General features: G+C 39.2%; 18 protein-coding genes. 11 read left to right on the top strand and 7 right to left on the bottom strand.

The genetic code is table 11. From position 1 onward, the window contains the following. Nucleotides 1-11 precede the first annotated feature (11 nt). Both gpmI and rpsT read right to left on the bottom strand, forming a co-directional pair. Nucleotides 12-1,532 carry a 2,3-bisphosphoglycerate-independent phosphoglycerate mutase gene (gpmI, locus tag A8B79_RS03050; protein WP_066217820.1) on the bottom strand — a complete coding sequence of 507 codons (1,521 nt, stop codon included), beginning with the start codon at nt 1,530-1,532 and terminating at the stop codon, nt 12-14. 12 nt (nt 1,533-1,544) lie between these two features. After that, nucleotides 1,545-1,796: a 30S ribosomal protein S20 gene (gene rpsT, locus A8B79_RS03045; RefSeq protein ID WP_066217819.1), complete on the bottom strand. Its 252-nt coding sequence runs from the start codon at nt 1,794-1,796 to the stop codon at nt 1,545-1,547. 117 nt (nt 1,797-1,913) lie between these two features. Here rpsT and cmk point away from each other — a divergent pair, with 117 nt between their 5' ends. Next, the gene (gene cmk / locus A8B79_RS03040) at nt 1,914-2,579 is read left to right on the top strand and encodes a (d)CMP kinase (protein ID WP_066217817.1); all 666 of its coding nucleotides are present in this window, start codon (nt 1,914-1,916) and stop codon (nt 2,577-2,579) included. Nucleotides 2,580-2,633: 54 nt separating this feature from the next. Then, the gene (gene rpsA / locus A8B79_RS03035) at nt 2,634-4,589 is read left to right on the top strand and encodes a 30S ribosomal protein S1 (protein ID WP_066217815.1); all 1,956 of its coding nucleotides are present in this window, start codon (nt 2,634-2,636) and stop codon (nt 4,587-4,589) included. A gap of 1,056 nt (nt 4,590-5,645) precedes the next feature. Here rpsA and A8B79_RS03030 read toward each other — a convergent pair. The 3 genes from A8B79_RS03030 to A8B79_RS03020 all read right to left on the bottom strand — a co-directional run bounded on the left by A8B79_RS03030 (nt 5,646) and on the right by A8B79_RS03020 (nt 8,824). Continuing rightward, complete coding sequence (locus A8B79_RS03030) at nt 5,646-6,893, bottom strand: SBBP repeat-containing protein (RefSeq protein ID WP_161485129.1); 1,248 nt, start codon at nt 6,891-6,893, stop codon at nt 5,646-5,648. Between the two features lie 609 nt (nt 6,894-7,502). Further along, entirely contained in the window at nt 7,503-7,787 is a 285-nt protein-coding gene (locus A8B79_RS03025; RefSeq protein ID WP_066217810.1) for a hypothetical protein, read from the bottom strand. A 44-nt stretch (nt 7,788-7,831) separates the two neighbouring features. Further along, nucleotides 7,832-8,824, bottom strand: coding sequence for an AAA family ATPase (locus A8B79_RS03020; protein ID WP_442855445.1), 993 nt, complete (start codon nt 8,822-8,824; stop codon nt 7,832-7,834). 87 nt (nt 8,825-8,911) lie between these two features. Between A8B79_RS03020 and A8B79_RS03015 the strand changes: the two genes are divergently transcribed. The 5 genes from A8B79_RS03015 (at nt 8,912) to A8B79_RS02995 (ending at nt 12,661) form a co-directional block, all read left to right on the top strand. Further along, nucleotides 8,912-9,718 carry an undecaprenyl-diphosphate phosphatase gene (locus A8B79_RS03015; RefSeq protein ID WP_066217805.1) on the top strand — a complete coding sequence of 269 codons (807 nt, stop codon included), beginning with the start codon at nt 8,912-8,914 and terminating at the stop codon, nt 9,716-9,718. Nucleotides 9,719-9,792: 74 nt separating this feature from the next. Beyond that, nucleotides 9,793-10,302, top strand: a complete 510-nt coding sequence (locus tag A8B79_RS03010) for an NADH-quinone oxidoreductase subunit J family protein (protein WP_082894043.1) — start codon at nt 9,793-9,795, stop codon at nt 10,300-10,302. A gap of 5 nt (nt 10,303-10,307) precedes the next feature. After that, entirely contained in the window at nt 10,308-10,610 is a 303-nt protein-coding gene (nuoK, locus tag A8B79_RS03005; protein ID WP_066217801.1) for an NADH-quinone oxidoreductase subunit NuoK, read from the top strand. 127 nt (nt 10,611-10,737) lie between these two features. Further along, nucleotides 10,738-11,343 (top strand): hypothetical protein, encoded by a 606-nt coding sequence (locus A8B79_RS03000; RefSeq protein WP_082894042.1) that lies wholly within the window; start codon nt 10,738-10,740, stop codon nt 11,341-11,343. 148 nt (nt 11,344-11,491) lie between these two features. Beyond that, on the top strand, nt 11,492-12,661 hold the full coding sequence (locus tag A8B79_RS02995; protein WP_153038332.1) for a tetratricopeptide repeat protein: 1,170 nt from the start codon (nt 11,492-11,494) through the stop codon (nt 12,659-12,661). A 76-nt stretch (nt 12,662-12,737) separates the two neighbouring features. On the opposite strand, the gene A8B79_RS02990 is transcribed toward A8B79_RS02995, so the two are convergent. After that, nucleotides 12,738-13,901 carry a BamA/TamA family outer membrane protein gene (locus A8B79_RS02990; protein ID WP_066217799.1) on the bottom strand — a complete coding sequence of 388 codons (1,164 nt, stop codon included), beginning with the start codon at nt 13,899-13,901 and terminating at the stop codon, nt 12,738-12,740. Continuing rightward, on the bottom strand, nt 13,902-15,341 hold the full coding sequence (locus A8B79_RS02985) for a sodium:proton antiporter (protein ID WP_066217797.1): 1,440 nt from the start codon (nt 15,339-15,341) through the stop codon (nt 13,902-13,904). It lies immediately after the preceding gene. A gap of 236 nt (nt 15,342-15,577) precedes the next feature. On the opposite strand from A8B79_RS02985, the gene nuoL reads away from it, so the two are divergent. Genes nuoL through A8B79_RS02965 form a run of 4 tightly spaced genes read left to right on the top strand, consistent with a single transcriptional unit; the run spans nt 15,578 to nt 20,961 of the window. Continuing rightward, on the top strand, nt 15,578-17,599 hold the full coding sequence (gene nuoL, locus A8B79_RS02980) for an NADH-quinone oxidoreductase subunit L (RefSeq protein WP_066217795.1): 2,022 nt from the start codon (nt 15,578-15,580) through the stop codon (nt 17,597-17,599). A 16-nt stretch (nt 17,600-17,615) separates the two neighbouring features. After that, a complete protein-coding gene (locus A8B79_RS02975; RefSeq protein WP_066217794.1) occupies nt 17,616-19,232 on the top strand; it encodes a complex I subunit 4 family protein in 1,617 nt (538 codons plus the stop codon). Nucleotides 19,233-19,239: 7 nt separating this feature from the next. Continuing rightward, complete coding sequence (locus A8B79_RS02970) at nt 19,240-19,521, top strand: 4a-hydroxytetrahydrobiopterin dehydratase (protein WP_066217791.1); 282 nt, start codon at nt 19,240-19,242, stop codon at nt 19,519-19,521. 9 nt (nt 19,522-19,530) lie between these two features. Next, nucleotides 19,531-20,961 (top strand): NADH-quinone oxidoreductase subunit N, encoded by a 1,431-nt coding sequence (locus tag A8B79_RS02965; RefSeq protein ID WP_066217788.1) that lies wholly within the window; start codon nt 19,531-19,533, stop codon nt 20,959-20,961. The last annotated feature ends 116 nt before the right edge of the window (nt 20,962-21,077 follow it).

Below are 21,077 nucleotides of genomic sequence, written 5' to 3'. Positions count from 1 at the left end.
ACAGAATGGGATTAAAAAAGAGGAGTTCCCGACATTTCTTCAGGTTGATCGGTTTGCATACATTTTAAGAGGGTAGGAGCGACATCAGCAAGTATTCCCGGATGCATTTCTGGTGATTCGGGATGATTTACTAAAATAGCCGGAACAAGCGCAGTTGTATGTGCGGTATGAGGACTTCCGTCAGGTTTGATCATTTGATCTGCATTTCCGTGATCAGCAATGATCAAAGATGTATAACCGTGTGCATTTGCAGTATCAATTACCTTTTTTAATTCTTTATCGATGGTCTCAACAGCTTTGATGGCTGCTTCCATAACTCCTGTGTGCCCAACCATATCGGGATTGGCGAAATTCAGGATTACCAGATCATACTCTTCAGACTCAAGACGTTCACATAGAGCTTGGGTAACCTGATCGGCATTCATTTCAGGTTGCAGATCGTAAGTAGCTACTTTTGGGCTTGGAATAACCAGCCTGTCTTCGCCTTCATTGGGAACTTCAACGCCACCATTAAAGAAATAAGTTACGTGCGGGTATTTTTCAGTTTCAGCAATCCGGAATTGTTTTTTCCCTTGCTTACTTACCCATTCTCCCAATGTATTCTTTAATTCTTGTGGTGGATATGCTACGTTTGCAAACTCAAAAGTCTCATCGTAAGAAGTGAAGGTAGCGTAATGAAGGTTCAGATCATTGACTTCAAATTCATTGAACTCTTGCTCGTTTAGTGCTCTGGAAATTTCTCGGGCTCTGTCGCCTCTGATATTGTAGAAAATTACTGAATCATCTTTTTCAATTCTGGACTCAGAATTTTTGTCTAAAAGAATGGGTTTGATGAACTCATCAGTTACTCCATCAGAGTAAGAAGAATCAAAAGCTTCATCAGAACTATCAAAAATCTCTCCTTTACCATTTACTAAAAGATCATAAGCCAGTTGAACGCGTTCCCAGCGGTTGTCTCGGTCCATAGCATAGTAACGACCAATAACAGAAGCTAATTTACCAACGCCGATCTCTTCAGCTTTTTTGTTGAATTCCTGAGCGTATTTTTTTCCTCCATTCGGAGCGGTGTCTCTTCCATCCGTGAAAGCATGTACATACACATGTTCAATGCCTTCCTTTTTACAAAGCTCTAAAAGAGCGAACAAATGATGGTTGTGGCTGTGAACACCACCATCCGAAAAAAGCCCAAAAAGATGAATTTTGTTTTTGGGCTTTGCTTTTTGAATTGCTTCTAGAAGAACTTCGTTCTCAAAAAAATCTCCATTTTTAATGGCGAGATTTATTCTTGAGAGTTCCTGACGTACAATTCTTCCCGCACCAATATTAAGGTGTCCTACTTCGGAATTGCCAAATTGTCCTTCGGGTAATCCAACATTATCTCCGCTCGCTGAGAGGTGAGTATTCGGATACGTTGCAAAAAGATGATCTAAGAAAGGCTTGTCAGCTTTATCTATTGCGCTGACAGAAGGATCTTCGGCCAACCCGTATCCATCTAAAATTACTAAAAGTGCTTTAGATCGGGAGTTGGCCATCAAATAAAGATCTTATAAACTGTTTACGTGCTTAGTAAGAGCGGCTTTCTTGCGTGCAGCATTGTTTTTGTGAACGATGCCTTTAACACTCATTCTGTCAACGTAAGAAACAGCTTCTTTTAACAGCTTTTCTGCTTCTTTCTTATCAGTAGCGGTCATTACGTCTTTGATAAGCATTCTCATTTTTGATTTACGAGCGCGGTTGTGCTTCTTACTTTTTTCAGCTTGGCGAACTCGTTTAATCGCTTGTTTAGTTTGTGGCATGACTTATAGTCGAATTTGATGTAAAGTTTTTCAGTCACCAAAATTACGGGAATGTAAAACATTATTCAACATTTGATTGAATATTTCCGGGAATAAGTTTAATTTAGCCTTTCTATTATGATAGTGGTAATCGATGGGCCTGCAGGGTCGGGAAAAAGTTCAACAGCTAGGGCAATTGCCGAGCAACTTCAGATCCAATTTTTGGATTCCGGAGCGTTGTATCGAGTAGCAACCCTCGTCTATTTAGAATCACTTGATAATGGAACCTCGTTCTTTGATCGCCTGAAAGAAAGTGATATTTCATTTTATTTCAAAAATAAAAATTTCCATTCTTTTTTGAATGGGGAAGAAGTGTCTGATGAAATCAGAGAAATGAAAGTTTCTAACGCTGTAAGCAAAGTAGCTTCCGATCCAATGGTAAGGTCTCACATAAATAAATTGATGAGAGCTGAAGTTGAAACCGGAGTATATATAGCAGACGGCAGAGATCTGGGAACAGCAGTGTTTCCGGATGCAGAACTTAAATTTTTTATGGTTGCTGATCTCCATGAAAGAGCAAAGCGACGATTAGCTGAAATGGAATCTCAGGGTTTAGATGCCTCGTTAGAGGAAATCAAATCAAATCTTGAATCCAGAGATAATGCTGATTCAAGCAGAGCATCTGATCCGCTGAAACAAGCAGACGATGCCATCTTGATTAACACTTCGGAACTTAGTTTTGAAGAGCAGGTATCACAGATCGCAGAACGAATCCGGCAGATAATGCCACAAAACAAACAATAACCTTATCCCACAGTTGAAAGCCAGTTGTGAGGTAAAACATTAACAAAACTTATAATGACCGAAGAATTAAATAAACAAGAAACCGAACAAGAAGAAACTACTACAACTGAAGCTGTTGAAGAAACAGAAACAACAGTAGCCGAAGAAGAAACTACAGAAACTGAAGCTACAGCCGAAGAAACTGCTGAGACTTTAACTCACGTTTTTACAGGTGAAGTTGAAGGTGATGTATACACTTACGACCAATTAGCTAGTCCATCAGATGAATATACTGATGACGAGTACAACGAAATGATGGGAATGTATGAGAATACGCTCAATCAGATCGAAGAAAAAGAAATTATTACAGGTCGTGTAGCATCTGTTGACGACAAATATGTAGTTATCGACATCGGATTTAAATCAGAAGGAATCATTGCAGTAAATGAATTCCCTAATTCTGTACTTGAGAGCATGGCTCCCGGTGACGAAGTAGATGTATTCCTTGATCGCGTTGAAGATAAAGACGGTCAGTTAATCCTTTCCAGAAGAAAAGCAGATATCCTGCAAGCGTGGGAGAAAATCGAAGCTTCTCACGAATCAGCTACTATTATTGAAGGTTACATCAAGCGTAGAATTAAAGGTGGTATGGTTGTGGATGTATTCGGTATCGATGCGTTCCTTCCGGGATCACAAATTGATGTACGTCCAGTACGTGACTTTGATGCTTATGTAGGCAGAACCATGGAATTCCAGGTTGTGAAGCTTAACATGGCTGCAGAAAACGTCGTTGTATCTCACAGAGCTCTTATTGAAAGTGATCTTGAAGAGCAGAGAGAAGAAATTCTTGAAACGATCGAAGCTGGTCAGGTTCTTGAAGGTGCTGTTAAAAACATTACTGATTTCGGTGTATTCATCGATCTTGGTGGCGTTGACGGACTTCTTCACATCACTGACCTTTCTTGGGGACGTGTTGACAATCCAAATGAGATCGTTCAATTGGATCAAAGATTAAACGTTGCTGTTATCGACTTTGATGAGAAGAGCAAACGTGTTTCTCTTGGACTGAAGCAATTACAACCGCATCCGTGGGAAGAAATTCATGCTAAGTATCCAGAAGAAAACAAAGTACAGGGTCGTGTGGTTTCTATTGCTGACTACGGTGCTTTCGTTGAACTTGAGAAAGGTGTTGAAGGTCTTATTCACATCAGTGAAATGTCATGGACACAGCATATCAAGCATCCATCTCAATTAGTTCAGAAAGATGACGTTGTTGAATGTATCGTGTTGAACATCAACGAAGATGAGAAGAAAATTTCTCTTGGTGTTAAGCAATTGACTAACGATCCATGGGCTGATATCCTTGAAAGATTCCCAGTTGGTTCTAAGCATGACGGTGTGATCAGAAACCTTACTAACTTCGGTGTGTTTGTTGAGCTGGAGCCAGGTATCGATGGTTTGATCCACGTTTCTGACTTAAGCTGGACTGAAAAAGTTGAGCATCCGAACGAGATTGTTAAGAAAGATCAGGAAATCGAAGTTGTGATTCTTGGTGTTGATTTCGATAACAGAAGGATTACTTTGGGTCATAAGCAAGTTCAGGATAATCCTTGGACACAATATGCTAAAGAATACGCTCCTGGCGCATCTGTTGAAGGTGAAGTAGTGAAAGCAACTGACAAAGGTGCTTTTGTGAAATTACCTCTTGGCGCTGAAGCATTCTTAAGCTACGGAAAAGCTGTTGAGCCTGAATTCAAAGAAGGCGACAAAGTAGAAGCATTTGTACTCGACTTTAACGAAGAGGCAAAAAGCATCAACTTGAGTCAGTTAGACAAAGACCAGAAGAAAGCAAAAGAAGCTAAGAAGAAGATCGAAGCTGCTGATGTTGAAACCGGTGCACCTACTTTAGGTGAGATGTCCGGACTGGCTGCTCTTAAAGACAAAATGGAAGCAGAAGAAAAAGAAGCTGCTGCTAAAAAGTCTACAAGCAAGAGCTCTAAAAAAGACACTGACGAAGACTCAGCTGAATAATATTTAGCTGATTAGTCTCAGATTTTAAAAAGGCATCCAATTAAGTTTGGATGCCTTTTTTGTTTTTTGTAATTACCTCCACCTGCGAACGGAATGAAGTTGCTCCCTCTTCTAGATGTTATGTAATTTGTTGACAGTTTATTAGTGATATTTATTGAAAAATTCGCCCTTAGTATTTAAGACGGAGAAGAGAGCGTGATCCGGATGCGTCTGCGAAGCAGGAATAATCCTTTCTGGTGAAGAGCCTAATAATTTCCTCAGAATGCACGAAGACCTTTAGGATTATTCAGCGCAGGATCAGTGAACCCGTCTTAAATACTTCGGCTTGATCTTTTGCTACTTTTGTATCAAGACAAAAGTAGGTAGCCTTGTGCTAAGCTATGCCTTTTTATAGGATTCCTTTCCTTGGCTCTGTGTACTTTTGTGCCGATACTGAGCTTCCTCAGCACAGGCTCCAGTACCAAAAGCTCCCGACAAGAATTATTGGCGCGAACTCCATTACATCGACTAATCATTACAAAAGGTCTTCGTTCGTATGATACACATTAACGAATCATCCTGAGTGTAATGATTACTCCTTCGGAGCCGTCGATTTCATTACGTTCTTGGCTCGCCAATAATTCTAAAGGTCGGTGTAGTTGGAGACTTTTTCTGAAATCGGCAGAATTAAAAACAAGACAATTTTTGTGGGTAGATTATCTAACATCAGAAACGCTGAGCGGTACAAATCATTTTCAACAATTATATAATTTGAGATTCTTAAAGAAAACTCCAAATCACAGAAGAATACTAAACGCATCTAAATTTCCTTTGAAGCCTGCCTGTCCGGTAGGCAGGGGAGATGATCATCCAAACAGTTGCTTTGGATGATCCGAGGGATGCGTGAAGTTTACGAGTTGTTAAACTACACAGCATTCTATTAGGATATCCCCCGCAAAATCTCTGGACGAGATTTTGAGCCCCCTAAAAAGGGGGATTATCTTAACAAAATTTACAAGAGTTGCCAATAGTGCAATCTTTACATTTTTAAGTAAAAGGAGTAGTAAAGGATATGATTTAATCGAATAGTGAAATCTTAGATACGAAAGCATTTCTTCCTTTATTAAGTCCAAATTTTATGCCATTCAAGTTGCTTTTACCATCAACACCACCGGAAATAATAAACGAACCGTCATTTAAAGTATCAACGTTTATTGCTCTACTACTATATTCAGAATTATCTGAAATTACCTTTTGATAATTTCCGTTACTGTCTATAACAGCGATGAACATACCTCTCTTACCAACTTCTTCTGTAACTTTTCCTAGTGAAAATTCACCAAAATTAACTTGTTCAAAATAATCTCCGGCTACAACTAATTGATTATTTTCGTTGATTAACATGTCCCAAATATAATCCGACCCTGAGCCACCTTTAGTAGTAAGACCCCAAACATAATTAAAACTCGAATCGAGCTTTGTAAAATAAATAGTGTTGTTTTTGATTCTATATCTTTCATTCTTATCACTATTCAAAATTATATTCCCCAACTGGATTTTTCCTTTATAGCTGCCTGTGATATATAAATTACTATTTTTGTCAAAAGTTATTCCACGCGTTGTATGACTTGTGTAATCATCATTACCGATTAATTTTAAGTCGAAAAATTTATCATTTTCTATTTTAGCAATAAAACCATTGCTATAACCTTTAAAGATTAATTGCTTACCATCAATGGCGATATTTCCTAAACACTCATCTTGATCAAAAGGAAATGTGAGTTTTTCAGGGCAATAGGCATTTCCAGATAAATATATTTTACCCTCTTTAGAAATTTCTATATCTGTAATTTCACCTAAGTAGTTACCATCTAAAATGTAATTTTTCTGAATTTTAGCATTTAAGTCAAACTTGAGAAATATGGCTTTTCCAGATAAAAAAGTTGGACCGGAATCACTAAGTTTAGATATGAACTCATCCACTATGTCTGAGCCCCCTCCCACATATAGATTTTCATTCCACACTCTGACGATATTAAACTTCACATAATTATAGTTTGAAAACTCTTTAACCCATTCAATTTTTCCAATTTTGGAAATCTTAACTATAAAAGGAGTCCTCCCATTACCCTTTATTGTAGAATTATTGAAGTTCATTTTGCCTTCTTCTCCGGTTAAAGGTGATTTAGATAATTCAAGTAATGCATAAATATTTCCTTGTTCATCAGTGTCAATATCTTGAATAGAAACTATTCCGTTTTGCCCAAACTTTACTGACCAAATCTGATCTCCAAATGAATCAAACTTTAAAAGAAAAGCGTTCATAGAACCATTCAAAGATAATGTTGTATTTCCAAATTGAGTTTCTTCCCCGGTATAAGTTCCTCCAACAATAATATTTCCATCTTTATCAATGGATTGAGTAACTATTTCAGTTAGAGAAGAGCTTCCAAATGTTTTGATCCAATTACCATTTTTATGATTCGAGTCACACGTAAAAAATATCAGGAGGAAAGGAATGACTAGTTTGTGCATTTCTTTGATATCAGGAATTCGAAATTTGATGGGAGATAAGTTTTAGTCAATTTAAAATCATAATAATATTAATCATATAAACTTACCCATAAAAAAACTCTGACGCAGGGCGTGAGGAGCTAGTTAGAAACGCATCTAAATCTCCCTTCGAAGGGAGATGATCATCCAAACAGTTACTTTGGATGATCCGAGGGATGTGTGAAGTTTACGAATTGTTAAACTTCACAGCATTCTGTTAGGACATCCCCCGCAAAATCTCTGGACGAGATTTTGAGCCCCCTTCAAAGGGGGATTATCTTAACAAACTTATATGAGTTGCCAATAGTGGAATCTTTAGTTAGTGCATGAAAAATTAAAAAAGCTCCGACGCAGAGCGTGCGGAGCTAGTTAGATTGCTGGCTAGTCCTGTAAGTCTATTTTAGAAGGATAATATTTCTTTTTAGACAAAAGCTGATAGAAAAGTGTGCCGTGTATACCGTTTACATCTTCTTTAAGAATTCGGTTGTTCCAAAGACGTGAATTTAAGTCTCTGATTTTTTGCTCTCCGATTCTGTCAACAACATCCTCGATAAACTCGATATTTTGGTTTGGTTTTGGAAAGAGTGTATCAAAATCTTCTTCTGAAACAGCAAATATATCATAAGTGCAATTATCTGCACCGTCAATAACCTGTATATTTTTCATATAAGCTGACTATTCACTTATCACTTATTCACTAATCAAAAACCCTAAGGAACCTGCACACTTCCCATGATCTTCTCAACGATATCTTCCGGGCTGATGTCTTCCGCTTCCGCTTCAAAGGTTGGGATGATTCTGTGACGAAGCACATCCATCGCTATGGTACGAACATCTTCCGGAGTGACATACGCTCTGTGTTCCATGAATGCCTGTGCTCTGGAAGCTAAATTCAGATTTATGGTAGCTCGAGGTGATCCACCGAAGCTGATCAGGTCTTCGAGTTCTTTAAGTCCGTAGTTAGCCGGCTTTCGGGTAGCAAAAACCAGATCCACAATATACTTCTCAACTTTTTCATCCATGTAGATGTCGTTAATCACCGCTCGGGCATCCATGATCTTTTCAGTAGACACTACGGTATCAAGCGTTGGCTTTGGACCTGTGCGAGCCATACGACGCATGATCTCCATTTCTTCTACTTCAGTCGGGTAGCCGATCTTCAGTTTCAGCATAAAACGATCCACCTGAGCTTCCGGTAACGGATACGTTCCTTCCTGCTCAACAGGGTTTTGAGTGGCGAGTACAAGGAATGGCTCTTCCAATTTAAAAGTACTTTCGCCAATGGTCACTTGTTTTTCCTGCATCGCTTCCAAAAGTGCACTCTGAACTTTTGCCGGAGAACGGTTGATCTCATCAGCTAAAATTATATTTGCGAAAATGGGTCCTTTTTTAACCAGGAACTCGGCTTCTTTCTGATTGTAGATCAATGTACCGATCAAATCTGCAGGTAAAAGATCAGGTGTAAACTGAATTCGTTGGAAATCTGTATTCAGCACCGTTGCAAGAGAAGAGACGGTTAAAGTCTTTGCCAAACCGGGAACGCCTTCCAGTAAAACGTGTCCATTGGTGAGCAAACCAACCAGTAAGCGGTCGATCATATAGTTCTGACCAATGATTACTTTGTCCAATTCTTTGCGTATATCTTCGATAAAAGCACTGCTCTTTTCGATTTTTTCACCGAGTGCTTTCATGTCTACAGCCATTTCGCTCATATTTCTTAATATTCCGTTATAATTTTCCTGATGATATGGTTAATTTCTCGCCTTCCAAAAAGCCATCAAATATAATACATGGACATTTTACAATCTTTTTTATTAGGACTGCTACAAGGACTCACCGAATTCCTGCCAATAAGTAGCTCAGGTCACCTTGCATTGGGTAAATATTTCCTCGGGGAAAATAACGAAGCTGGACTAACTTTTGAAATCGTAGTTCATTTTGGAACACTTTGCAGCATTTTAATTTATTATCGAGCACTGATCGGGGATATTTTGAAATCCGGAGTAAGCTTTTTAGCCGCTCCTAAAGAGAAGAAGGACGACCCGAATGTTAAAATGATCTTGTTTGTGCTGATCAGTATGATTCCGGCATTCATTGTCGGCTTTACACTTAAAGACAGCGTGGAATCTATTTTCGATAGTCCGTTTTTAGTTTCCATCATGCTGGTTGTAACAGGATTTATTTTATTTCTAACCAAGTTCGCTAAAGAAAAAGATGGAGAAGTCACGCTTGGCAGAAGTTTTATTATTGGTCTTGCTCAGGCTTTTGCGATGATTCCGGGTATCAGTCGTTCAGGTTCTACAATTTCAGCGGCGCTTTATTTTGGAGTAAAAAGAGAAGACGCTGCGAATTTTTCTTTTCTGATGGTGATTCCCGTGATCGGTGGAGCAATGCTTCTTCAGATTCTGGATCTGATGGAGGTTGGAGTTGACGCTGTTCAGATTACAAGTTTGTTAGTAGGATTTTTTACTGCATTCATCTCAGGATATTACGCTTTGAAGTATCTGATCGTGATCCTGAAGAAGAAAGGTTTTCACTATTTTGCCTACTACTGCTGGTTAGTTGGTGGAGCCGGACTAATTTATTTCTGGATTTAACGAATAATCATTGTTTTAGTCTTGAAGACGGAAGCAAATAGTGCTACATTTGCACTCCAATTTTATAGGATATTATGATCGTTTATCTATTTATACTATTAGCTGTTTTAGCCATCGGATCAGCACTTGCTATGGTGATCAACAAGAACGTGGTTAACAGTGCGCTTTTCCTTGTTATCAATATGGTTTCATTGGCGGGAATTTATCTGCTTCTGAACGCACAGTTTTTGGCAGTGATTCAGATCCTTGTCTATGCAGGTGCTATTATGGTGCTTTTCTTGTTTGTGATCATGTTGCTGAATGTGGAAGACGAAGAAAAGCTTTTCGATAAATTCAGAGTAAAGTACTTCTTAGCATTTATTCTTGGAGCAGCTGTTGTAGGACAGATCTTTTACAGTATTGCGGGAGTTACTGATATGCTTCCTGAGATTTCTTCGAATATGGCAGAGATCGGAACGGTTGAAGAAGCAGGAGATGTGCTTTACACAAAATATTTACTTCCATTTGAAATGACTGCGATCTTATTAACGGCAGCTGTTGTTGGTGCGTTGATGGTTGCTCAATACAAAATTAAGAAAGGGTAGAACAGATGTTAGAGATCGATTGGTTTTTAGGTATTAGTGCTATCATGTTTTCGATTGGTATTATCGGTGTATTGATTCGCCGTAATGCCGTTGTGATCTTTATGTGTGTGGAATTGATGTTGAATGCTGTAAACCTGACGTTGGTTTCATTCAGCAGTTTTCACGGAAACATCGACGGACAGATATTTGTATTCTTTGCATTAGCGGTTGCTGCTGCAGAAGCCGTAGTTGGATTGGCTATTATCATTGCCATCTTTAGGAATAACCTTACGGTTGATGTGACTGAGATCAATTTACTGCGCTGGTAATTTTTCAATTATCAATTAAGAATGTTTCAATTAAGCTTTCATTTCGAAAAGAGATGAAAGCTTTTTTTATATTTTGAAATAGCCCACTAAATCATAAGTTTTTGGTATTCACGAAATAAATTTGATCATGAAAAAACTATGTATCCCTTTTCTGTTTATATCTTTTATAACAGCTCAAAATATATCTGCTCAACATGAGGAACATCAAAAAGATTTGAAATCTGAATATGTTGGTCAGGAACAAAGAACAATCAAGAGTCTTTCAGAAAAAGATGTCGAGGAATTAAAAGCGGGGAAGGGTTGGGGATTTGCTAAGGCGGCAGAGTTGAATGGAATACCGGGGCCGTTACATTTGCTTGAAATGAAAGAAGAGATAGTGCTAACCGAAGAACAGATCAAAAAAATTAAAGTCATATTCAAGGCAATGAAAGCAGAGGCTATTACTTTTGGAAATGAACTAGTTAGTGCGGAAAAGAAATTGAATATCTTTTTTGCTGAGCAAAAAAATGATCAGGATGAACTAAAAGAAATGCTAATGGACATCAGTGAAATTACCGGTGAACTTAGATTTGTACATCTCAATGCTCATTTAAAAACCTTAAAAATTCTTACTAAAGCTCAGGTGAACCTTTATAATGAACTCAGGGGTTATACTTCTCAAGATCCTTGCGAAAATATACCGGAAGGTCACAATCCTGAAATGTGGAAAAGGCATAACAATTGTTCAGAATAGAAAAGTGAATTAATTGCATTGTTAAGAGATAACCACAAAGAACACAGAGAAAGGTATTTAGAATAAACTCTGTATCCTCTGTGGTTTAAAAGCTTTTTTTGTAAATGAGAGATTGATTACATTAGCAGAAATCAAAAAAACTAACGCTATGATTAAGAGATCCATCCTGTTTCTGTTTTCAATTGTATTGTTGATGGCTTGTGCATCTTCAGAAAAGTACTTGCAAAAAGGACAATACGATAAAGCCATCGACAAATCGGTAAAAAAGCTCCGTAAAGATCCCGGAAATGATAAGGAGTTGTATGTATTGAAAGAGGCTTACGGAAAAGCTCAGGACTTCGATAAGGATCGTATCGACTTTCTGGAAAAGGAGGGAAGAGAGGAAAATTACGTCGAGATCTATGATCTGTATGTTCGGTTAGATCGGAGGCAGGATAAGATCAAAACTTTGCCATCAGCAGTATTGAGAGAGTTTACAATTGTGAATTATGATGATCGATTGATCGCCTCCAAAGAGCAAGCCGCGGAAACCTCATACGCCTTGGGAATAGATTATCTGGAAAAGGGAGGAAGAGAAAACGCGAGAAGAGCGTACAGAGAATTTGAGACGGTGAAATCCATTTATTCCAATTACAAAGATGTGGATGCGAAACTCAGTCAGGCACGATATGAGGGAACTAATCAGGTTTTATTTGTGATCGAGAATAATTCCGAATCTGTACTCCCTGTGCGTTTTGATCAGGAACTGCGGAAGATTGGTTTGGGGGATTTGAATGGTACGTGGATCCAATACAGTGTGTACGAAGATGAAGAAGTGGATTACGATTACTTCGTTGTGTTGAATATCAAAGATATCATTGTTTCTCCTGAACAGATCACCAAAGAAAAATATACTGATTCCAAAGAAATTCAGGACGGAACAAAGTACGTGCTTGACGAAAACGGTAACGTGAAGAAAGATTCACTTGGGAATGATATGCGTGAGCCTAATTTTATTACTGTTGAAGCAGAAGTCACTGAAACCCGTCAGTATAAAGAAGGAATTGTTGGCGGAACGATTGAATACATAAATATTGAAACCGATCAGCTCGTAAAAAGAGAAGATATTTCGGTAACGGCTTTCTTTGAGCATTTTTCAGCTAACTTTAACGGAGACGAAAGGGCACTAAGTAAAGAATCCAAAGAACGCGTTGAGGTTAATCAGTTGGCTTTTCCAAGTAACGAATCGCTGCTGATGGATGCTGCAGAATTACTGAAAGACAGAACCAAAGATGTGATGTATAGGAATCGAGGGTTGCTCAGCTCTGTTAATCAATGATCAATGTTTCAATTATCAATTAAGAATGTTTGGAATTGATAATTGAAACATTCTTAATTGGAGCCATTTATGGCGATCAGAACATATATCCCGCAGTAAAGTACACTCCAACTCCTTCTTCGGAAAAGCCCACATCGCATCGGAGTACAAAATCCGGAGTGAAAAATGAACTTGTACCTCCGAGTCCGTACGAATATTTCAGATCGTTAAAGATAGTATCAAAAGACTCACCGTTAGGATAGGTTCTTCCCACATCAAAAAACAACGTTCCTCCAAATTCACCTCCTAAAGCATCAATATTGAAAAGCCAGGTCCTTAGTTCAGTATTGAACAGAATAACGTTATCGTCTAAAAATCGGGTTGAGGGGTAACCTCTGAGAGACTCTTCGTCGCCGGCATAAGCCATTTTCCAATAAGGCACTTCTCCTGAAGTATTTTTTGTGAAAAAACGGTTCGCCCAGGTTATTTCTTTCAGTAAGAAGAAAGAAGAGTATTTTCTGATATCGGCCTGAAAAACGAATGTATTGTACGAACTTCCAAACCATGTTTGGCCAACTTCTGCAGTGGTTTCGATATAGCTTCCGCTAGTAGGTCTGAATTCACTGTTTCGACTTTCCAGTATAAAACCGGTTCCTAAGTGAAGGGTTTGTCCTCCGTTAATTCCCGGGGGTTGTTCCTGAGTTATTAGGCGATCGGGACCATTATCAACCGGAGTGGTGTAATCAAAATTCAGAATAGCTAACACATTCAATGATGATTCGTTCTTAGCCCAAAAAGGAATTCTGAGTCTTGCATCAACACCAAACGAAAAAGATTGAAATGAATACAACTTGTTATTGGAGTTAAAGGAGTCATTGATCTTTTGATAGGAGCCGATTCCATAATAAGTATCTTGTAGAAACCGGGACGCATAAATCTGACTTATGAATCTGTTGTTAGAATTGAACGCATAAGGTTTGTCATACTCGAACAATCCGGAAAGCAGTCCTTTGGTAGAGACAATAGCTGCAACCTGAGTAAAAGAGTGAAATGGTTCTACATCTTTTTTGTAATGAAATCGGTGAACTAATCCGCCTAACAAAAATCCAAAATCACTGTTGAAGGATAAAGCAGGAAGAAATGCAGTTTCAATAGAATCAGTTACAACTACATTTTGGAGTTTCTGAGCAGAAAGTTCTGCAGAACAAAAAAGGAGCAGTAAAACTGCTCCTTTAAATAAATAATTAAGCTGTTTGCTCACTTAAATGAATAAAAAGGTGACTAGTAAATAGATCGGTACTAATATACCAAACGACCACAGCATATATGCTCCGAAGGTTGGCATTTTTACTCCGCTTTGCTCAGCAATAGATTTTACCATAAAGTTAGGGGCATTACCAATATATGTAAGCGCTCCAAAGAATACGGCACCACTGGAGATTGCTACAAGCGTTTGTGTCATTTGATTCATTAGAACATCAGCACTACCACCGGCTGCGTTAAAGAAAACCAAATAAGTTGGTGCATTATCCAGGAATGCAGACAGTAAACCTGTTATCCAGAAGAACATTTCGTTGATCGGATCGCCATTTTCAGCAAATACAGCATCGTTTACGAACTGTAGAGCTCCTTGGCCATTGTTTGCAGCTTTCAGCATAGCAATTGGGGCGATAATGGTAATGAAAATACCCGCGAATAATTTTCCAACTTCCTGGATCGGGAACCAGTTAAAGCCATTTGCGGCTCGACTTTCTTTAGAGGTAAAGTGCCAGCTTGCCCATGCAAGAAAAAGAAGCGCGAGATCACGGATCAGGTTCTCATATGTTACATGAACATGATAAACTTCAAATTCTCCTAGGTGAACCAATCCTGAGAACAGAACAGCCACAACAACACCTAAAAGCAGTAATAAATTAAATCCACCTTCTATACCTAATGGTTGATCGCCAGGATCCTGAGGTTGCGTATTGGTCTCTTTCTTGTAAAGAGCTTTATCCCAGAAATAATAAAGAACAAGTAGTATGGCAGCTACAAAAGCCATTTCCCAGAATAAATGAGTAGTAGTCCAGAAAAAATCTACTCCTTGTAAGAAACCCAAGAATAACGGAGGGTCACCCAATGGAGTTAGTGAACCACCTACGTTCGCTACTAAAAAGATAAAGAATACAACCATGTGCACTTTCTTCTCTCTCCAGGCATTTGCGCGGAGCATAGGGCGAATAAGTAACATGGCAGCCCCTGTAGTTCCCATCCAACTGGCCAGTATAGTACCGAGTAATAATAATCCGGTATTTACTTCAGGTGTTCCTTGCAGATATCCTTTAATTCTAACCCCGCCTGATACGGTAAAGAGCGCGAGTAGCAAAATGATAAAAGGGAAGTATTCCAGTAAATAAGCATGGAGTACTTCATATAATGCAGCATTAAAACCAAATGTAATTACCATTGGTATCAACAAAGAAAAAGCCCAAACTGCAGATATTTTTCCAAAATGATGATGCCAGAAGTCTTCAGCGAAGAGTGGAAAGAGCGCGATTGAGAGTAGAATTCCTGCAAAAGGAATTACCCAATAGAGGCTTAAATTACTTCCGTCGATACCGTGTCCGGAGGTTTCAGCTGCAAAAGAAAAGGTAGAAAGTAGCAATACAAGGACAGGAGCAGCAATATACCGAACCCCGTTAGTTAGCTTTTTTAAATTCACGTATGGATATTTTTTTTTAAAATTTCTTTGTCTCAAAATAATAGATGAATAAACACTTCAAAAGTATAACCATTCCATTATTTAAAATTTCCTGTAAAAAAATTGTAAAGCCCGGAATTACTTACTCAATATTTTACCCGAAAATTGTCTTTACCTTCCTGTACTTTTTTGTATCTTTGCCAACCAATTTAAGCCGTCAGGTTTAGGTTTTTGGGTTTAATTCTAAAACAAGTTAAATGGAATCCGCTACGGCGCTGTTTTCTCTAATTATTGCTCTTCCCCTTTTGGGCTTCCTGATCAATGGATTGACAGGTTTATTTGTTGAGAGCTACAGAAATAAAAAACAATTAATTGGTAGTATTGCCAGCACGGCAGTATTTATACCTTTTGTAATCGCTGTTTATTTCTTCATAAACATGAATGCGGGCTCTGAAGCCCTCATCTATAAATTGTTTACATGGATGGATGTTGGCACTTTCAGTGTGGATGTTGCCTATCGTGTAGATCAATTGTCTGTAATGATGACCATGGTTGTGACAGGAGTTGGTTTCCTGATCCACATCTATTCCATGGGCTATATGTCGCATGACGAAGGGTATTGGAAATTCTTTGCCTATCTGAATTTGTTTATCTTTGCGATGTTAAACCTTGTTTTAGGTAATAACCTTCTTCTTTTATTCTTGGGATGGGAAGGCGTAGGTGTTTGTTCGTATCTGTTGATCGGTTTCTGGTACACCGACATGGCAAAATCTGACGCAGCCAAAAAAGCTTTTATTTATAACCGTATTGGTGATTTCGCATTTTTGATCGCGATGTTTATGGTCTTCCAAACTGTTGGAAGTTTAAATTTTGATGTGATCCTTGGTAACCTTGACAGTTTTACTGAAGGGTATATGGTTGCGATCGGACTATTGATGTTTGTAGGTGCGACCGGAAAAAGTGCTCAGATCCCATTATTTGTTTGGTTGCCGGATGCGATGGCAGGTCCAACTCCGGTTTCTGCACTTATCCACGCGGCAACGATGGTAACTTCCGGAATTTATCTGATCTCCAGAATGTCGCCAATGTACGCGATGATCCCTGAAGTGATGATCATTATCTCTGTAATTGGTGCACTAACAGCGATTGTAGCAGCAACTATTGCGATCACACAAAACGATATTAAGGGTGTACTAGCTTACTCAACGGTTTCTCAGTTAGGATATATGTTTCTGGCGCTTGGAGCAGGTGGATTTACAGCTGCGATGTTTCACGTTGTTACTCACGCATTCTTCAAAGCATGTTTATTCCTTGGATCCGGTTCGGTAATTCACGCCATGGAACATGTGGAACACGGATTGCATAAAGAAGGCAAAGATGTCCATTTCGATCCTCAGGATATGCGCTTTATGGGTGGACTTAAAAAATATATGCCGTCAACTTACAAGACCTTTTTAATTGCTACGGTAGCAATAGCAGGTATTCCACCTTTGGCTGGTTTCTTCTCAAAAGATGAAGTTCTCGCAATGACGATGAACGCAGGTTTCGTTGACGGAGGAAGCTGGGTGTACATGATGCTTTGGGGCGTTGGAATCATTACTGCATTCCTGACTGCATTCTATATGTTCCGATTAACGCTGACCACTTTCCACGGATCATTCAAACTTCCTACTAAGATCAAAGAAGCTGCTGGATCAGAAAAATTCCTTCATGAGAATCCTTGGAATATGACTACTCCTCTTTGGATACTGGCTGTTCTTGCAGTATTTGGTGGATTCCTTGGAGTACCGAATTTTATAGTTGAGACTTTTACGCACGAACCTGCTCACATCAATTTACTACATGACTGGCTGTATAAAATAAACGCAGATTACATTATAGAAATGGAGCATTGGGTTGAATGGGTGTTGATGGCAGTTTCTATACTGATCGCGATTTCAGGAGTTTGGTTAGCATTCAGAATGTATAATAACGATCAGCAGGAAGAATCAGATGCTAAGATCGCTTCCAGATTCGGAGGTTTGTACAGCGTTTGGAAAGACAAGTACAATCTTGATGACGTTTATGAAGGATTAGTTGCTAATCCTACTGTGAAATTCTCTGATAAAGTACTTGCCGTATTTGACATGAAAGTTGTTGATGGTATTGTAAACGCTATTGCCGGAACGGTTCGATTGTTCGGTAGCTTATTCAGATACTTGCAAACCGGTGTGGTTTCAAGCTATGCTCTTGCTTTTGTAATCGGGGTGATTGTCATCCTGTATTTAATGATTTCGTAATTTCTTCAAACACTTGATGGAAACACTACTAAATATCACCATTTATCTTCCGCTTTTAGGAATTCCCCTTATTCTGCTTTCAAAGAATGAGAACATGAAAAAGTGGAGCGCGCTTCTTGTAACCAGTGCTACGTTCTTAATTTCACTTCCATTGATGTTCAATTTTGATGTCGTGAATTCAGGAGCAGCTCAGTATCTCACCGAAGGTGGAAGAATAAGCTCAACTTTGGATATCAAATATCTGGTTGGTCTTGACGGACTGAGTTTATTGCTCTTTATGCTTACAACGTTCATGGGGCCGATCGTAATCATTTCTTCATGGAATTCTGTAGCAAAGCATTTGAGCGGTTATCTGGCAATGTTATTGTTACTTCAAACAGCTTCTTTAGGAGTATTTGCTTCTCTGGATCTGTTGGTATTTTATGTATTCTTTGAGCTTTCGCTAATTCCTATGTACTTCCTGATCGGAATCTGGGGTGGAAGCGACAGAATCCGTGCAACTTTAAAGTTCTTTATTTACACATTGGTTGGTTCGCTGATCATGTTAGTAGGTCTGATCTACGTTGGATACGATGCCGGTTCTGTAATGAGCGGTGTTAACTTCACTTTGGATTGGAGATTCTTATCAAGTGATATCTACCAAATCGGATTGGTAGAACAAACGTATTTATTCCTGGCTTTTGCGCTGGCATTCTGTATTAAAGTGCCTCTTTTCCCATTCCATACCTGGTTGCCTTATGCGCATACCGAAGCTCCAACAGCGGGTTCTGTTGTTCTTGCAGCTATTATGTTGAAGATGGGAACCTATGGTTTGATCAGGGTATGTTTACCGCTTTTCCCGAATGCATTTATGGAATTCGCTCCTTACATGGCAACACTTGCAGTGATAGGAATTATCTACGGCGCCTTGGTAGCGATGGTACAGAAAGATGTTAAGAAATTGGTTGCTTACTCATCAGTAAGTCACTTAGGTTTTGTAGTACTGGGAATTTTCGCATTGAACACAGTAGCTGTTCAGGGAGCGATCATCCAAATGGTAAACCACGGACTTTCAACCGGAGCGTTATTCCTTATCGTTGGAATGATCTATGATCGTCGTCACACAAGAATGATCAAAGACTTTGGTGGTATTGCTAAAAGGATGCCGATCTTCACAGTTATGTTTATGATCGCAACTTTGGCTTCCATCGGACTTCCGGGACTAAACGGATTTGTGGGTGAGTTTTTGATCCTGAACGGTTCTTTCTTCTCTGAACTGTACGACAATAAAGTATTTGCAATATTAGCTGCTTCAGGAGTGATCTTAGCCGCAGTTTATATGCTGTGGATGTTCCAAAGAGTAATGTTTGGTCCATTAGAAAACGAAGAGAATAAGAAGCTGGTAGATCTGAATGCACGTGAGATCGGATTATTAGTACCGCTCGTGATCTTCATGTTCTGGATAGGTATTCATCCGGTTAATTTCACTAAGTATTCAGAGAATCAGGTTACTGAATTGATTATTACATCCAAAGAAAAGAGTCTTGCAGTACTGGAAACTTCTAAGACTGAAGATCTTCCGGAATGGGCAAATTCTTTTTATGGAGTAGACGAAAAAACGGAATCAGAATCTTTAATGGTCTCAACTAACTAAGGTAAGTATGGAACCACTTTCAGAACAAGATATTAAGTCAGCATTAGAATCTTTAGAAGGATGGGGGTTTGATGACGATAAGCTCTGGAAGAAATTTGAGTTTGAAAATTTTAAAGAAGCTCTCGCATTTATTGTAAGAGTTGGTGTTGAAGCAGAACTTCAAACACACCATCCGAGAATTTTTAACGTGTACAATTCAGTAACTATAGGCTTGCAAACACACGATGCTGGCGACAAGGTTACGGAAAAAGATGTTGATCTGGCAAACGCTATAGAAGGTATTATTTAAACTACGAGAATGGATTATTTAGGCGATTTACAAGCATTTTTACCGGGTATAATTACAGCAGTGGCCGGTTTGGCAGTAATTACGATAGAAGCACTCAAAAGCGGACATAAGTCGGCGTACTGGGTTACTTCTTTTTCACTGATCGTAGCTCTGTTTTTTGGAATCCAGTCATTGGGAACTCCACTTCAGGAAGCTTTTTCAGGAATGTTAGTTCACGGCGGAATTGCAGCTTTTGGTAATGTAATTATACTTCTTGGAACGCTTTTCTGTGTTTTCTTATCCAATGATTATCTGGAAGGAATTGATCACAACTACAATGAAGTGTACGGAATGATCCTTTTCGCAACTTCAGGAATGATCTGTCTTGCCGGAGCGAACGATCTTATTTCTCTTTTCTTAGGGTTGGAAACTATGTCTATCTGTTTATATGTGATGGCAGGTTTGATCAAAAATGAGAAGCAGGGAGCAGAAGGAGCTCTCAAGTATTTCTTACTTGGTGCATTCTCTACAGGATTTTTACTCTACGGAGCAGCTCTTCTTTATGGCGCAACAGGAACGACAAGTATTCCGGGAATCGGCGCAGCTGCAAGCAGCGATCTTTTATTCTTAGCAGGAGCAGCACTTTTATTGATCGGGTTTTTATTCAAAGTATCTGCAGTTCCATTTCATATGTGGACGCCGGATGTGTACCAGGCTACGCCGACAACTCTTACCGCTTACATGGCTACGGCTTCAAAAGCTGCGACTTTCATGGCAATGATCCTGGTTCTTTCCAGAGCGCTTCCTTCTGTTGAAGGATTGGATTGGCAAGCGGTGCTTTCTGTTGTAGCGATCATTACGATGATCTTTGGTAACATTATTGCGCTTGTTCAGGATAACATCAAGAGAATGTTGGCTTACTCAAGTATCGCACATGCCGGTTATGCACTTGTTGGATTGTCAGCCGCAACACCGGAAGGTTACAGTGCTGTGGCATTCTATCTGTTTGCTTACACCATCATGAATGTTGGAGCATTTGGTGTGGTAGCTTATTATGAAAGAAACAAAGGTCTTGATTTTTCTGATGTCAACAATCTTGCCGGACTTGGTTTCAAAAAGCCAATGATGGGAGTGATGATGTCGCTTTTCTTATTCTCACTTGCAGGAATTCCTCCATTTGTAGGCTTTGTTGGTAAGTACTATGTATTTGCAGCAGCAATTAACGCAAACATGGTTCCACTCGCTATTGTGGGTGTGCTTGCCAGTGCGGCCAGTGTGTACTATTACTTACGAGTGATGGTGTACTTATACTTCCGCGAAGCACACAAAGAAACAGAGATGATCGATGCTTCTTTCCTTTACAAAGGCGCGTTGGTAATTCTTGCACTGCTTACCGTGTATTATGGTATTGAGCCTATCTTGCCTTTCGGTGGGTTGATGGAATTGATTACCGGCTTTTGATCGCTGATTGTTTTCTGATTTTCGCTTAATCCTCGTTCCGTAGCTCCGCTGCGGAATGAAAGACTGAAGCTCCTGCTTCGCTTGTTCTAGATTTGAGCTATTTGCAACCCAATCCG

Source organism: Balneola sp. EhC07 (genome assembly GCF_001650905.1).
Classification (GTDB): Bacteria; Bacteroidota; Rhodothermia; order Balneolales; family Balneolaceae; genus Balneola.
This window is presented reverse-complemented; position numbering and strand designations above follow the sequence as displayed.

Bases quoted from the DNA above. Each gene is read 5' to 3' on its own strand.
- A8B79_RS02970 (WP_066217791.1), top strand. From the start codon at position 19,240: ATGGAACCACTTTCAGAACAAGATATTAAGTCAGCATTAGAATCTTTA.
- A8B79_RS03000 (WP_082894042.1), top strand. From the start codon at position 10,738: ATGAAAAAACTATGTATCCCTTTTCTGTTTATATCTTTTATAACAGCT.
- nuoK (WP_066217801.1), top strand. From the start codon at position 10,308: ATGTTAGAGATCGATTGGTTTTTAGGTATTAGTGCTATCATGTTTTCG.
- A8B79_RS02995 (WP_153038332.1), top strand. From the start codon at position 11,492: ATGATTAAGAGATCCATCCTGTTTCTGTTTTCAATTGTATTGTTGATG.
- A8B79_RS03030 (WP_161485129.1), bottom strand. From the start codon at position 6,893: ATGAACGCTTTTCTTTTAAAGTTTGATTCATTTGGAGATCAGATTTGG.
- A8B79_RS03025 (WP_066217810.1), bottom strand. From the start codon at position 7,787: ATGAAAAATATACAGGTTATTGACGGTGCAGATAATTGCACTTATGAT.
- nuoL (WP_066217795.1), top strand. From the start codon at position 15,578: ATGGAATCCGCTACGGCGCTGTTTTCTCTAATTATTGCTCTTCCCCTT.
- rpsT (WP_066217819.1), bottom strand. From the start codon at position 1,796: ATGCCACAAACTAAACAAGCGATTAAACGAGTTCGCCAAGCTGAAAAA.
- cmk (WP_066217817.1), top strand. From the start codon at position 1,914: ATGATAGTGGTAATCGATGGGCCTGCAGGGTCGGGAAAAAGTTCAACA.
- A8B79_RS03020 (WP_442855445.1), bottom strand. From the start codon at position 8,824: ATGGCTGTAGACATGAAAGCACTCGGTGAAAAAATCGAAAAGAGCAGT.
- A8B79_RS02965 (WP_066217788.1), top strand. From the start codon at position 19,531: ATGGATTATTTAGGCGATTTACAAGCATTTTTACCGGGTATAATTACA.
- A8B79_RS03015 (WP_066217805.1), top strand. From the start codon at position 8,912: ATGGACATTTTACAATCTTTTTTATTAGGACTGCTACAAGGACTCACC.
- A8B79_RS02975 (WP_066217794.1), top strand. From the start codon at position 17,616: ATGGAAACACTACTAAATATCACCATTTATCTTCCGCTTTTAGGAATT.
- A8B79_RS03010 (WP_082894043.1), top strand. From the start codon at position 9,793: ATGATCGTTTATCTATTTATACTATTAGCTGTTTTAGCCATCGGATCA.
- gpmI (WP_066217820.1), bottom strand. From the start codon at position 1,532: ATGGCCAACTCCCGATCTAAAGCACTTTTAGTAATTTTAGATGGATAC.
- rpsA (WP_066217815.1), top strand. From the start codon at position 2,634: ATGACCGAAGAATTAAATAAACAAGAAACCGAACAAGAAGAAACTACT.